The sequence below is a fragment of the Paenibacillus sp. FSL H7-0350 genome (assembly GCF_038593195.1).
Classification (GTDB): domain Bacteria; phylum Bacillota; class Bacilli; order Paenibacillales; family Paenibacillaceae; genus Paenibacillus_AQ.
Window position 1 is genome coordinate 3,261,936 of record NZ_CP151972.1, and the last position, 14,022, is coordinate 3,275,957.

Genomic DNA, 14,022 nt, shown 5'->3' on the forward strand with positions numbered 1-14,022 from the left:
TTTGGTAAGTAATAGAATTACATGTAATGCTAACATACAAGTTTAAGGTTGTGAATGTTAACTTGAGCGGATATCTGACCCATATCTATATCAGACGCACTTCAGATTTGAACTCGATGCATGGTCGTCGCTGCGGTGAACATTTGGACTTCCGGCCGCTGCCCAATTTGGATTTCCTTATGGGAACCGCTCCTCGCAGTTGTTGTACATCATGCAGGATTTCTCTAAAAATGTTACGGACTGCAGTACATTGTTGCATCATTTGCAGGAATTCCAGTGTATAGAGGCAAGTTAGCGCTGACTTTGTTGTAATTCAAGCAAGATTTCAGCATCGCTTGCTTCTATCATGCAGTATTAGCTGCAAAGGTGGCTTGGTGCCTTCTTGGATTGGACTTGCACCAACTAGATAATGCTTGCGTCCTGGCACGCAAAAACAAAAAAGCCGCCCAACCGCACCGGATGTTTTCCCCTGAAAACATCCGGTGCGAGGCGACCTCATAAAAAGCGCTTAAATATAATTAGTATCTGTATTATCCCTTTTCCTCTTCTCCCAGCTCTGCCCGCAGCTTCAGAAACACCTGATAGCTTCGCTCCGCGACCTCAGAAATGGCGATCGGGTGGAAGCCCGGCAGATCCGCATACAGCAGGTCGTTCAGCGGAGCGGTCCACTTAACCGGCAGCTTAGCAGCACCCAGCTTCGCTCCCATAATGGAGCCGACAGTAGCCCCGTTGCAGTCGGTATCCATTCCGGCTGATACGGAGGTGACCACTGCTTTCTCAAAGTCGTCGCCGCCGTAGATTAGCGAGGCAGCCACAATGGCAGCGTTGTTGTTCGTATGCACCGGGTCGTAATGGCTGAACTCGTTCCAGAGGGTGCTGACCAGTTCACGCTCACTGCTTGCCTGTTGTGCAATTTCAACTCCCCGCAGCACATCCTTAGCCAGTCTGCTCGTCTGCGGAATCTCACTCAGACCGATCTGCACAATCTCTTGGTTGCTGAGACCTGCGAACGCCGCTGAGATCATCGCGGCATTGAACATCTCGCCATAGATTCCATTCTTCACATGCGAGAAGGAAGCATCCCGCCAGCCCAGCTCTGCCGCCAGCTCGGGATGTCCGGCCGCTCCATAAGCCAGGGCATCCGCGCGGATCGCCGCACCGATCCATTCCCGGTACGGATTCAGATGCATCCTTACCCGCTCCTGCCGCAGCGGCCAGTCCGCCGGCTTCTCCCCGTGCAGATGGGATGTCTCCTGAGCAAAGTTCATATAGCTCTGCGTTTCCGCCGTGCAGACCTGACTGTAGGTCAGATGGCCATGCCACAGCTTGCCGATATCCCAGGAGTCCCAGTTCAGCCCTTTTTGCTCCAGCAGTATCAGGCCAAGCACAGTATAACGGATATCATCATCACTCTCCATGTAGCTGATCTTCTCGCGCGTGCTGGTGAATGACCAGTCGCTTAAGCCCAGGCCATATTCCTTCCTTGCCGTGGAATGCTCAGGAGTATAACCTGTAATCGGCCAGGCATCCGCACCGCGGAACCACAGCTCGATATTCTCCCAGCCGGTCCGGCCATCCTTCCCGTAGAGATAGTCCCAATATTCCAGCGGCTTGCCCAGCGCGCAGCCTACACTCCGCCCGAGCCAGGCGCCGTAGAACCTGTCTCTCCACTGGTCCGCCGTCCAGTCCACCGCAAGCTTGCGCGGACCCTCCGGGCGAAGCTGTCTGATCGCTTCCAGATCCGACGGCTCCTGGTAAGGAAAGCTTGTATCCACGGGAAGTGCCATCAGCTCCCGGTATACCTCCATCAGCTTGTCCTCATCGCTCCCGGCTGCATCCAGCTTCTCCGCCAGGCTGCCCGGCTGGCAGCCTTCCTCGATCCGCTGCTGCAGTTCGAACCTTACCGTCTCCTGCAGACGTTCCCAGCCTGCCATCTGCTAAGCTTCTCCCGCCGGCGACTCCAGCTGCCGGTCTAACCGGTCCAACGAATCGAACAGCAGCTTGATGAAGGCTTCGCGGTCCACACCAAGCAGCACCTCCGTATTCGCAGGCTGGTCCGGCTTCTTGCGGCGGTCGGCCACGGTCATGCCGCGGGTAAGCTTGCCTTCGGTCTCTACCGTTACATACAGGTGCTCGGATTCGAACAGCTCCGGGTGCAGCAGCCAGGCAATGGCGCAAGGGTCATGCAGTGCATTGCCGACAAAGCCCATTTTCTTCCCGTAGATCGAATAGAAATCCAGCAGCTCGCCGACCATGACGGACACGGGGCCGCGCGTCTTAAGCTCCTGAATCTCCTCTTCGAAGATCGCCGCCTTATCTGTCACATCCAGTCCGCTCATGACAATTGGAATGCCAGATTCAAAAACGATCCGCGCCGCTTCCGGGTCCACATAAATATTAAACTCCGCTGTCCGGGTCACATTGCCGTAAGCCAGCCCGCCGCCCATTAGAGAGATCTTCTCGATCCGCTCCTTCACTTCCGGGTAAGCGGTAATCAGCAGGGCGATATTCGTCAGCGGGGCGGTAGGCACCAGGGTGATCTTCTCTTCCGAGGCGCGGATAATCTCCAGCATGAATTCTACTGCTCCCTGCTCTACCGGCTTGAACTTACTCGCTGGCAGCGCCGGGCCGTCCATGCCGGACTCCCCGTGGGCTTCCTCCCCGGTAACAAGCTTGCCCAGCAGCGGCGCCGCCGCTCCCTTGGCCACCGGAATATCTGCATTTACAAAGCTGAGAATCTTGAGCGCGTTGTCGGTAATTTTATCCAGAATCTGATTGCCGCCAACAGTTGTAATCCCCCGGATATCCAGCTCTCCCGGATGTGCCAGCGCAAGTAGAATGGCAATCGCGTCGTCATGCCCCGGATCGCAGTCAATAATGATAGGTGTTGGCATCGTTGTCGCTCCCTTGTAGGTTGATCTTTGCTAATTATTTCGTAACAGTAGCCTTAAGCTTCTTATTCTTCTTCCGTGTCTCGGAGATGGCGTAGATGATCAGGCCGATGACCGTTGCCACATAAGGTAGCGTAGCGATTAGCTCAGCTGGAATTTTCAGCACCTGAAGGGCATTGGAGAGCGCGTCGGCTGCGCCGAAGAGCAGTGAGGTCAGCGCTGTGCCCACGGTGGTGCTCCGGCCCATGGATTCGGCAGCGATTGCAATCCAGCCCCGGCCAGCGATCATATCGCGGGTGAACAGTGACAAGTAGCCCATCGACATATAGGCTCCGCCCAGACTGGCGAAGAAGCCGCTGAGCAGCAGTGCACTATACTGAATGCGGACCACACTGACGCCTACGGACTGGGCCGCGTGCGGATTCTCGCCTACGGAGCGGATTCGCAATCCCAGCGGTGTACGGTTGAGCAGATAATAGACTACGAGCACTGACAATATAGAGAAATACGTCAGAATGTGGTGCCCCGACAGAATCGGGCCCAGCACCGGAATATCCTGCAGGAGCGGAATATTCACACTCGGCAACACTTTACTCGCTAAGGAGGTGGAAGATCCTTTGTCGCCGCTCAGCAGATACAGAATAAATACCGTACCCCCGGAGGCGAACATATTGATCGCCACCCCGCCCAGAATAATATGGGTCTTGAATTTCAAGGTGAAAAAGGCCAGAATCCCCGCAATCAGCGTACCCGACAGCACCGCCCCAAGCAGTCCCACCCAGGCGCTCTGCGTATACGCGCTCACAATAACCCCGGCCAGCGCCGAGACCAGCATGATCCCTTCCATCCCGATGTTGATAATTCCGGCACGGTTCGAGATCAGCGCCCCCAGTGCAGCGAACAGTATCGGCGTGGTTACACGCAGGACAGAGAAGGCAAAATCCGTCGTCAGTATGACATTCAGCAGACTGTTCATGCTTCCTTCGCCTCCTTCAGCAGCATGCGGTTCTTCCAGAACTTGAGGAACTGCTCAGCAGATATCAGCAGAATAATGACAGCCTGAATGATCGAAATCATCTCGGACGGCACATCGGAGAGGCGCGACATCATATCGGCGCCAATGCGGATATAGGCCAGGAAGAGCGCCGAGACAATGACGGAGAACGGATTATTCTTGGCCAGCATGGCCACCAGCGCACCATCCATACCGTAGCCCGGCAAGGAGGTCCACTGAAACCGGCTGTACATCCCGAGCACCTCCACCGAGCCGCCCATACCGGCAATGAACCCGGCGATCAGATGGACCAGAATGATCACCTTGGCCGTCTTCATCCCCGAATAACGGGCGAAATCCCGGTTAACCCCGGTCATCCGCAGCTCGTAGCCCCATTTGGTCTTGTAGAGGAATAGATGGGCCAATACGATAAGCACCAGCACAATAATAAGTCCGGTGTGAATCCGCGTCCCTGCAAACAGCTTGCTGAGCTGGGCCGTTTTCTCAAATTTAAAAGAAACGTTGGCAAACGCCTTGGCATCCCGCAGATGATAGTTCAGCAAGTACAGCCCCACCCCGAACAGGATGTTATTGAACATCAGAGAGGTCACCAGCTCATTCGCATTCCACTTGGCCTTGAGAATACCGGGGATGGCCGAGAGCAGCGCCCCCACGATGGAGCCTGCAAGAATCGCCACTACCGGATGGAACCAGCTGTTCAGGCTGAGATGAATCGCCAGTGCAGTAGTCACCACTCCGGAGAAATAAAAGATTCCTTCTGCCCCCAGGTTGAACATATTGGCCCGGAACAGCAGGGAGACCGCAAGTCCGGTGAACATCAGCGGGATCGCCATTTCAATGACGTTGCCGATATGGCCCTTCGTGGACAACGGCTCCCAGAGGAAGATTCCGATCGTCTTCACCGGGTGGTCACTGACCAGCGAGATGATCAGGAACGCGATAATAAGTGCAATGACGATGACCGCCGCTGTGCGGATCGCCTCGAAATATTTGACTTTAAACATGATTTGCGGCCCTCCCGGTCTGCTCTTTGTCCTGCCGGTTAATTCCCAGCATGTAGAGCCCCAGCTCTTCCTCACCGACTGCCGACGGATGTTCGAAATACGCCACAATCTGGCCCTCATACATCACAAGAAGACTGTCGCTCAGCTCCAGAATTTCATTCAGATCTGCCGATACCAGCAGCGTCGCACAGTTCGCCGAACGCAGCTCCAGCAGCTTCTGGTGAATGAACTGGGCAGCCCCGATGTCCACGCCCCGGGTCGGCTGCTCGGCGATCAGCAGCTGCGGATTCGTGGAACACTCCCTGGCTACGACCACCTTCTGCATGTTACCGCCGGACAGCATGCCGATCGGCTGCTGCGGACCGGAGCACCGCACCTTGAATTCCTCCACCAGCGCAGAGGCCAGCGCAGCAATTCTGGACCCGTGCAGAAATGGCCCTTTATTCATATCCTTCTGACGGTAGCGCGTGGAGATCAGATTGTCGGCAATGCTGGCCTCTCCGGCAGAGCCCTGACGCATCCGGTCCTCAGGGATATAGGATACCCCCAGGTTGCGGATGTCCAGAATATCCAGCTCACGGATATCCTTCCCCTTCACCTGTACCGACCCGCTGCCGCCAACCCCTCGCAGGCCGCCGGTCAGCGCCTCGATCAGCTGCGTCTGTCCGTTCCCTTCAACGCCGGCGATGCCGACAATCTGGCCTTCACGGACCGAGAAGCTGATCTCGGAGAGCAGCGCTTTGCCCTGGCTGTCTGAGACGCTCAGCCCTTCCACCGCAAGCACCGGCTTGCCGTAGGGAAGATCGCTTTTGTCATACTTCAGGACCACATCCCGGCCAACCATCAGCCGTGAGATCTCCTGCTCCGTTACTTCCTTGGTCTCGAAGACGCCTTCGCTCCGCCCGCCGCGCATGATGGTAATCCGGTCACAGATGGCCTTGACCTCCTTCAGCTTGTGCGAGATGAACACAATCGTGTGTCCCTGCTCTTTAAGCTGCTGCAGCTCATGGAACAGCTCCTCTGTCTCCTGCGGAGTCAGCACCGCTGTCGGCTCATCGAGGATGAGAATCTTGGCCCCGCGCACCAGCGCCTTCAGAATTTCCACCTTCTGCTTCATGCCGACGCTTAGGTCCTCGACCTTCGCCTTGGCATTCACTGAGAGATTATATTTACGTGCAGTTGCTTCCGTCAGGCGTACGGCCTCTGCATAATTGAAGCCCACGCCCCTCTTCGGCTCCATACCCAGCACCATATTCTCCGCCACCGTAAAAGAAGGCACCAGCATGAAATGCTGATGCACCATACCAATGCCGCGGTCAATCGCGTCCTGCGGAGACTGTAGCTTCACTTGTTCTCCCCGAATGTAGAGCCCGCCTTCGCTTGGGCTCTCCATTCCAAACATAATTTTCATCAGAGTCGATTTACCGGCTCCGTTCTCACCCGCAATCGCATGGATCTCGCCTTCGCGCAGAGAGAACTCAACATCCTTGTTGGCAACCACACCGTTCGGATACACTTTGGTGATTCCCCGCATTTCCAGCAGAGCATTTGCCATGGGTCATCAACGCCTTTCAACCAAAGTTTTATTCATGTCCTTAAGGTTTAACGGCATTACGGATCGCTTCCACTTCAGAGGTCTCCATACCCATTGCGTTATCCACCTTAATTTCCTTATTGATCAGCTTCTGCTTCACTTCTTCAATTTTGGTCTGAAGTTCCGCCGGGAATGCCGCCTTGTAGATCTCGTTCTCGGCAATGCCCACGCCGTCTTCAACGAAGCCAAGCACATCACGTTTACCCATTTCAAGCGTGCCGTCCTGCAGTTTCTTCACTGCACCAAGGATGGCCGAATCAATCTTTTTAATCGCAGAAGTAACGATCAGGTTGGCTTTCACACTATCTGTATCCTTCAGCAGCATCGCCTGGTCAGAATCGACGCCGATTGCATATTTGTTCTTTTCCTTCGCTGCATCGAAGATACCAAGGCCCGTACCGCCCGCTACGTTGAAGATAATATCCACACCCGAGTTATACTGGATCAGCGACAATTCCTTGCCCTTGGCAGGGTTCACGAAATCTCCGGCATAAGAGACCGCTACCTTCACTTCCGGATCAACATACTGTGCTCCCTGAATGTAACCAACCAGGAAGGCATTGATGCCGGGAATGTCCATTCCGCCCAGGAATCCGATCACATTGTCCTTGTTGGCATTAGGCATATCAGACTGGGTAGCAAGCGCAGCCGCCGCCCCGGCCAGGAAGGAGACCTCATTGGTCGAGTAAGACATATTGTACATATTGGCAGGCGCTTCCTCGATGTCAGTATCATAGTTGATGAATTTTTTATCAGGATTCGCTTCAGCCGTTGCATTGAACATTTCTGTAATTTCCGAGCCGCCGGAGATAACAACATCCCAATCCTCAGCAGCGATATCATTAAAAGTCGGCTCCCATTTCGTCTTGTCAGCGCCCATTTCCACAACCTTCGTTTCTGCGCCAAGCTCGCTTTTCACCTTCTGCAGACCATTGTTCGCCGCATCAAAAAACGATTTATCCCCCAGCGTCCCCGGAATCAGCAGCACCACCTTGAGCTTGTCCCCCGCAGCCGCACCGCCGCCTTCCGCCTCCGTTCCCGGAGTTGCTGCCGCACCATTCCCGTTCCCGGACTTGTTGTTCCCGCACGCAGCGACCAGTACCATAACTGCCAGCAACATTAAAGTGAGCATTTTCTTTTTCATTTTCTAAGTTCACACCCCTATTTGTAATAGATCCATCCAGCTCAATAGCATAAAATACCAATTACACGTTTTGTTGGTCCCTTCGAATCGGGCAGCATGAATAAGCGACTGTTGAAATTCTGAAAATAAGCAATTTACTATGAAAACCAAACATTTCATGTTACATTTCGCTAAAAAACCGTAAAATATCCGAACAAGATGGCCAGTCCAGTTGAGAATCTTCGGTTTTATTGATAAGATCATATCAAATGAAAACATAAATATTTATATATTTTCGGTCATGTTTTTGTACGATTCGGCTAAATGACTATCAAGGGAGGCCTCATCATGGATCGTGTCCTATATATTGTAAATGCAGAACATGAAGCGGGTACCTATATCCCTCCGCACCAGCATGAGTGCTTCGAGCTTGTCTATTATATCCATGGTCAGGGCACCTGCAGCATCGGCCAGCGCAGCTATCACTTCCGGCCCTCTACCTTCGCCCTCATTCCGGCAGGCTTCAAGCATGACGAGAATCATCAGCCCAGCCCGGAGGTGCTGTTCGTCGGCTTTCACTGCGGCAATCCCGTGATTAATTCGCTGTCCGGTGTGTTTGACGACGATAAAGAGCACACAGTACTACAGACCCTGCAACGGATGAGCGCCGAGTTCAAGCGCAAGCGTGACGGGTTCAGCGAGCTGCTGAATCTGCAAATGAGTGAAATTACCGTCTATCTCCAGCGGCTGCTCAGCGCCTCCGATTTCCATTCCCCTGCAGAGGATCAGATGCAGTATGTGCTCAATTATATGAACGAGCATTACCGTCACAAGCTCTCGGTGGCTTCGCTGGCAGAGATGTCCGGCTACAGCTACGACCGCTTCCGGCATTTGTTCAAGGAGCGGTTCATGCACTCCCCCCACCGTTATCTTTTACTAAAACGCCTGGATTATGCCAAGTCGCTCCTCCTGCACAGCCAAATGCATATTTCCGAGGTCTCGGCTGCAGCCGGATTCGTCAACGATGCGCAGTTCTGCAATATGTTCAAACGGGAGATCGGCCTCTCCCCGCGCACCTTCCGCATTCAGAGCAGAGTCATATAGGGAATAGTCCCCTCCTGTCACAAGTAGCTTTTGTACACGAATCTTGCATTTGTTCACTGTTCAGGGGTCCGGCCTGTTCACTGTTGTAAGCTTGTTCCACTGTCCTGTTCATAGGCTGGAGCTTATAATCTTACTATGAACATTTAAGACAAAGGACAGTACCCGCAAGAATACACAGTGAGTTAGGGGGCTACTTGGATGAGACTGAACAAGATCGGCAATCAACGGGCACTGTACAGCAGACTGCTAGTCAGCATTACGCTTTGCGTCTCCTTAACCTTTCTGGTCTCCACCATCATTTATTACAACTACTATATCGGCGTAGAAAAGAAACAGACCTTCCAGTCCGACCTCGGCAACCTCACACAGACCAGCCGGGAGGTCATGAACATGACTGATGCTGCGCAATCGCTTTCTTTTCAAATCTACCGGAACAGCACCATCTCCAAAATTGTGTTCTACGATAAGCCGGACATCTACGATGTCACCGCCGCCATGTCCGAGCTGGGCAACTATCTAAGCTCTATGCCTTATATCGAATCCATCTATGTATATAATCCCAAGGGCGGGCAGCTGTATGTTGCCTCCTCCCATGGCCAGAACGGTGTGTATACCGAAAAGGAGCTGGTCGATACCTCCATTCTGGATATTCTGAGCCATTATCAGAAATATAAGGCGTTCACTCCTATTCCTAGAGTCTATTCTAACGGCGCACAGGAGAACGATCAGGTCCGGGCCTACACCTTCCTCTGTCTGGATGCCATCGGCTGGGACCGGGCGATTAATTCGGCAGTGATTGTGAATATTTCGGCTCCTTGGATTAACAAAGAGATCGCAAGCCCGGCGGATTCAACCAGCGCCACCTATATACTGGATGATCAGGGTGCCTTCCTGTCCAGCAACAGCCTGAAGCAGCAGGAGCTTACCCCGGAGGAAGCGGGATTCATCGGGCAGCGGATCAAGGGCCGGGAGGCCGGGTATTTCATCGCTCCCTTCGGGGGTGTGAACTCACTGATCTCTTATACGGCACCGGACGATCTAAGCTGGCAGTATGTACGAATTACGCCATATGAGATCATTACGAAGCAGACCAACAACATCCGCAACACCACCCTGCTGATTGCAGGTCTTGTGCTGGTGGCCGGCATAGGCCTTTCCTGGATCATGTCCAGAAGCCTCTACCTGCCGATGAACCGGATTGTCAGCGAGATGCATATCCTGGAGACCGAGAAGCGCGACAGCATGTTCATGATCCGGCAAAATACACTGCGTGACCTGATCCTCGGCCTGAAGCCGCTGCAGTCCATGCAACAGGTCGAGAAGCTGCGCCAGCTCGGCATTCATTTCACCTTCAATGATGATTACCGGCTGATCCTGCTGCGGATTGACCGTTACCGGGAGTTCCGGGAAGCCCGCTCGTCGTATCTGCTGGCCTCCAAGTTCGCCATCATGAACATCGCCTCCGAAATCTGCGGCCAGACCTACCGCGTGGAGACTGTGGATATGAACGATGACGGAATCCTGGTGCTGCTGAACATTATCGATCCCGTGGAATATACGGATACCGGACTGATCGAAGCCCTGCTCCGGCAGATTCAGCAGGCCTGCTCCGACTATCTGAAGATCAGCCTTACGCTGACCTACAGCCATATTGACCGTAATGCCAGCCAACTGCATCAGCTCTATCAGCAGGTCCGCGAGGCGTCGAATCACCGCCTGTTCTATGGACATGGCTGTATCCTGAATGCCCGGGATATCTGCGCCCTGGAGTCCAGCACTTATCATTATCCGGCCGACAAGGAGAAAAGATTAGCGGATGCGCTGCTGAGCGGTAAGCTGACGGACGCTGCCGAACAGTTCAGCGCGATGATCCGCGAGACAGAGGCCTTCCCTTACCAGACCGCGCAGTTAACCGTGTCCAGGCTCAGCGTCACTATAAGAGAGATCGTGAATACTATCCAGAAGCGTAATCGCTTACAAATCGATGGAGTGGCCGAGCTGCCCAGCCTTGACGCCATCGAGACGATAGACGAGCTTGAGGAGGCCTTCGCCGCCCTCTTCCATACCCTGCAGGAGCAGCTGGCAGGCAAAAAGAACACCAAGCAGCACGACCTCATCTGCCAGATCAACGCCATGATCAACGAGGATTACATGAAGCCTCATCTGAGCCTGAACCAGATCGCCGATGAGCTGGATATGTCACCCATCTATATCAGCCGCCTCTACAAGCAGCAGACCATGAACAGCATCGTCGATGTCATCCTGGAGGTGCGGATGCGTGAGGTGTGCGCCCTGCTGGAGAACACCGACCTGCCCGTCACTGCGATAGCCGAGCGCTGCGGCTTCACCAGCAGCTCTTACTTGCACCGGATGTTCAAGCGCAGCTTCGGTACAACACCTACCGATTATCGCCGGTTGAAGAGTGTGCGGATGAGTTAGGGGTTTATACAAACTAGCCTGATCAAAATGTTGCAGATACTGCAACCTGGAGACGTGATACTTAGCTTCTGTGTTTAATTGTTTCACCAAATGCAGCAACTCGCTCAAGTATCCGCTAACCCTAAGCGAACTGCTGCATTCCCTGCAACATTTCCTGCTCAGGCCCCATTTATAAAGTATAATGATGCAATTTGTGCAGGATTTCGTATTGGGGCCGCTTTTGTTTTTGCTTTGGTGGAACACCAAGCCCCGCAGTTGCCCTCCCCGCTTTGGTGGAACACCAAGCCCCGCAGTTGCCCTCCCCGCTTTGGTGGAACACCAAGCCCCGCAGTTGCCTTTCCCGCTTTGGTGGAACACCAAGCCCCTGCCGTTAGCTTTTCTGGTTTAGTGAAGCACCATGCACCTCAGGTGTCACTAACCCGCACATTGTCGAGATACACATATCATTTGAACAAACTCGGCCAGTCGAGATGTTGCAGTTAATGCAACTTGGAGCCCCTATCCTTAGCTATTTAGTTGAATTGTTGCACCAAATACAGCAACTCACCCAAGTATCAGCCGAATTCAAGTGAATTGCTGACTTTTCTGCAACAATTCCCACCTTGAGCCAGTTTTAGAGTGTCGAATGTTGCAATTCATGCAGGATTTTAGAAATTGAGTCGTTCCATGCTTTGGTGGAACACCAAGCCCGCAGTTATCTTTCTCGCTTTTGGGGGAACAACAAGCCCCCGCCGTTAGCTTTCCCGCTTTGGTGGAACACCAAGCCTGCCGTTCGCTTTTCTGCTTTGGTGGAACACCAAGCCAGTGTCTTGGCACCTTTCATTTTGCTCTGTCACGCTTTAGATGTGGAACAACATCAGCCCGTCTCCAGATCCATGGAGACGGGCTGATGTTGTTCCCTCCTGCCGCGGAGGCCGTAGGGCTGACGCGGCCCCGCAGCTGTGGTCCGGTTGCGCCTAGCGCTTAAACAGCGGAGAAAACGGAATGAATGTGGAGAAGCGGAGCGTTCGCCTTTGTGTCCGGATTTTCACCGCTAAGGTAAAATCAAAAAAATCCGGACACAACAGCGATCGGAACATCATTCCGTTTTCGGAGCGTCCACCCAAGCGTCCAAACGCCCCGCCACAGCAAAAAGCCCCAAAAGCCTTTCGGCTCCCGGGGCTCCTCTCATCTACTTAAGACCCTTTTCAGCAACATAAGCCTCCCACTGCTTCGTCCACTCCGCCTGAATTTTCTCCAGGCCCGCCTGCTTGGCCTTCTGCATGAAGGTCTCCAGGCCCTTATCCACATCATCTACCAGTCCGGCCTCCAGCGGGAACAGGTACTGCTTCTCTACCTGTTCTAGCGCAGCCTTTTCTGCCTGATAGGAGCTGTAGTCCTCGGCGAAGCCCAGGAACAGATCCGGCTTCTGGATTTTATCCAGCTCATCAAAGATCGCCTTGACCCCGTCAAAGCCCTTGTCGAACAGCATATACTCTGGATTTCTCCACGCCCAGCCGTTCATGCCCTCACGAGTGAAGCCATTGGAGGTACTGGTGCCGACCAGCTTGTAATAGCCGTCTTCCACCGTGTAGTTCTTGCCTTCAATGCCGTATTGCGTCAGCTGATTATAGCGTTTGTCCAGCACCATCTTCTGATAGAAGGCCAGTGCCCGTTCCGGGTTCTTGCTGCTCTTCGGAATCGCGAATCCGTTGTGAATCGGATGGACCGGAGTCGCATAGCCGGTAGTCAAACCAAACGGAGAATAAGCCATTTCCCAATCCGGGTGAGTCGTGCTGATCTTCATCTTCATATCATTGAAGCGGTTAGGGTTGTCTCCGAACATACTGGCGGCTTTGCCGGAAGTCATCGGGTCCTGCATCGTATCCTTGATGTTCAGCACGTTCTTCGGAATGAAGCCCTTGTCCGCCCAGCGCTTCATCGTCTTCAGCTCTTCCTTCTGCTCCTCCGAGCCCCAGTAAGAGTAGACCGTTCCCGGGGAATCATACTTCACACCCATCCCGTAAGGGAGCGCGCCGATCATCTTGTTCAGCTCCGTATAGATGTAGTGCAGATTGTTGCCCACATCACTGTTCAGGGACATCGGCATCATGTCCGGCTCATTTTTGACAATGCCGTCCATGTAAGCCTCGTAGCTGGCCAGATCCTTCGGCACGGGAAGATCGTACTTCTTGCGCAGATCCTCGCGGTAGACGAACCCGTTGGTGACATACTCCTTGAAGGTCGCCGGAACCGTGTAGATTTTACCGTCAACCTTAACGTCCTCCCACATCTGCTCCGGAACGAACTTCTGCAGCTCAGGAGCCGCCTTCGGAAGCAGGTCATCCAGCGGCAAGAAGGCACCGCGCTTCGCATAGGATTGATATTGAGTCCAGTCTGCCGTAAAAATCAGATCAATCGCCTGCCCGGAGGACAGCAGCAGCTTGTACTTCTGATCCCAGTCCGTCCAGCTCGTGAAGTTGAACTTCACCGTGGCGTTCAGGTCTGCCTCAGCCATTTTGTTGACTTCAGCCTGGATGGCCGGAAGATCCTTAGGAGCATCGCCGAGCATATAGAATTGCAGCTCCACCTTCTTCGAGGTGTCGATCCCGGTGTCCGCTGCCTTCGCCGCTCCCTCTGATGCAGCCGGTGTGCCTGCGTTGCCGTCCTTCCCGGCACTGCTGCCGGTGTTGCCATTGCTGTTCCCCCCGCCGCAGCCGGCCAGGAGCGATAGAGCGAGCAACCCCGTTGTAAGCGTAGCCAAAGATCGTCTGCCTGCTTTCTTTCTCATGAATGAACCCTCCTAGAATTTTTTGTAAGCCCAGGCTTCCCTGATGCTCCTCGTGCAGTTCTCTCCCCGGAAGCATACCGCC

At 53.8% G+C, this 14,022-nt stretch carries 9 protein-coding genes; 2 read left to right on the top strand and 7 right to left on the bottom strand.

Annotated features, from left to right (window positions below; translation table 11 throughout):
• Positions 1-530: 530 nt before the first annotated feature.
• From NYE24_RS14835 to NYE24_RS14860, 6 genes are read right to left on the bottom strand one after another with little or no spacing between them, the layout of a single operon-like run.
• Positions 531-1,934 (bottom strand): ADP-ribosylglycohydrolase family protein, encoded by a 1,404-nt coding sequence (locus NYE24_RS14835; RefSeq protein WP_342479004.1) that lies wholly within the window; start codon positions 1,932-1,934, stop codon positions 531-533.
• A gap of 3 nt (positions 1,935-1,937) precedes the next feature.
• Positions 1,938-2,894, bottom strand: a complete 957-nt coding sequence (locus tag NYE24_RS14840) for a nucleoside hydrolase (protein WP_036700373.1) — start codon at positions 2,892-2,894, stop codon at positions 1,938-1,940.
• Positions 2,895-2,928: 34 nt separating this feature from the next.
• Complete coding sequence (locus tag NYE24_RS14845) at positions 2,929-3,867, bottom strand: ABC transporter permease (protein WP_036700375.1); 939 nt, start codon at positions 3,865-3,867, stop codon at positions 2,929-2,931.
• Entirely contained in the window at positions 3,864-4,910 is a 1,047-nt protein-coding gene (locus NYE24_RS14850) for an ABC transporter permease (RefSeq protein WP_036700383.1), read from the bottom strand. Before NYE24_RS14850 ends, NYE24_RS14845 begins: the two co-directional genes overlap by 4 nt.
• Complete coding sequence (locus tag NYE24_RS14855; protein ID WP_036700385.1) at positions 4,903-6,465, bottom strand: ABC transporter ATP-binding protein; 1,563 nt, start codon at positions 6,463-6,465, stop codon at positions 4,903-4,905. Before NYE24_RS14855 ends, NYE24_RS14850 begins: the two co-directional genes overlap by 8 nt.
• A 40-nt stretch (positions 6,466-6,505) precedes the next feature.
• Positions 6,506-7,648: a BMP family ABC transporter substrate-binding protein gene (locus tag NYE24_RS14860; RefSeq protein ID WP_076161089.1), complete on the bottom strand. Its 1,143-nt coding sequence runs from the start codon at positions 7,646-7,648 to the stop codon at positions 6,506-6,508.
• 327 nt (positions 7,649-7,975) lie between these two features.
• Here NYE24_RS14860 and NYE24_RS14865 point away from each other — a divergent pair, with 327 nt between their 5' ends.
• Positions 7,976-8,731, top strand: coding sequence for an AraC family transcriptional regulator (locus NYE24_RS14865; protein WP_076085625.1), 756 nt, complete (start codon positions 7,976-7,978; stop codon positions 8,729-8,731).
• A gap of 198 nt (positions 8,732-8,929) precedes the next feature.
• The gene (locus NYE24_RS14870) at positions 8,930-11,170 is read left to right on the top strand and encodes a helix-turn-helix domain-containing protein (protein ID WP_342479005.1); all 2,241 of its coding nucleotides are present in this window, start codon (positions 8,930-8,932) and stop codon (positions 11,168-11,170) included.
• A gap of 1,171 nt (positions 11,171-12,341) precedes the next feature.
• Here the strand turns inward: NYE24_RS14870 and NYE24_RS14875 are convergent.
• Positions 12,342-13,940 (bottom strand): extracellular solute-binding protein, encoded by a 1,599-nt coding sequence (locus tag NYE24_RS14875; RefSeq protein ID WP_036700396.1) that lies wholly within the window; start codon positions 13,938-13,940, stop codon positions 12,342-12,344.
• Positions 13,941-14,022 lie beyond the last annotated feature (82 nt).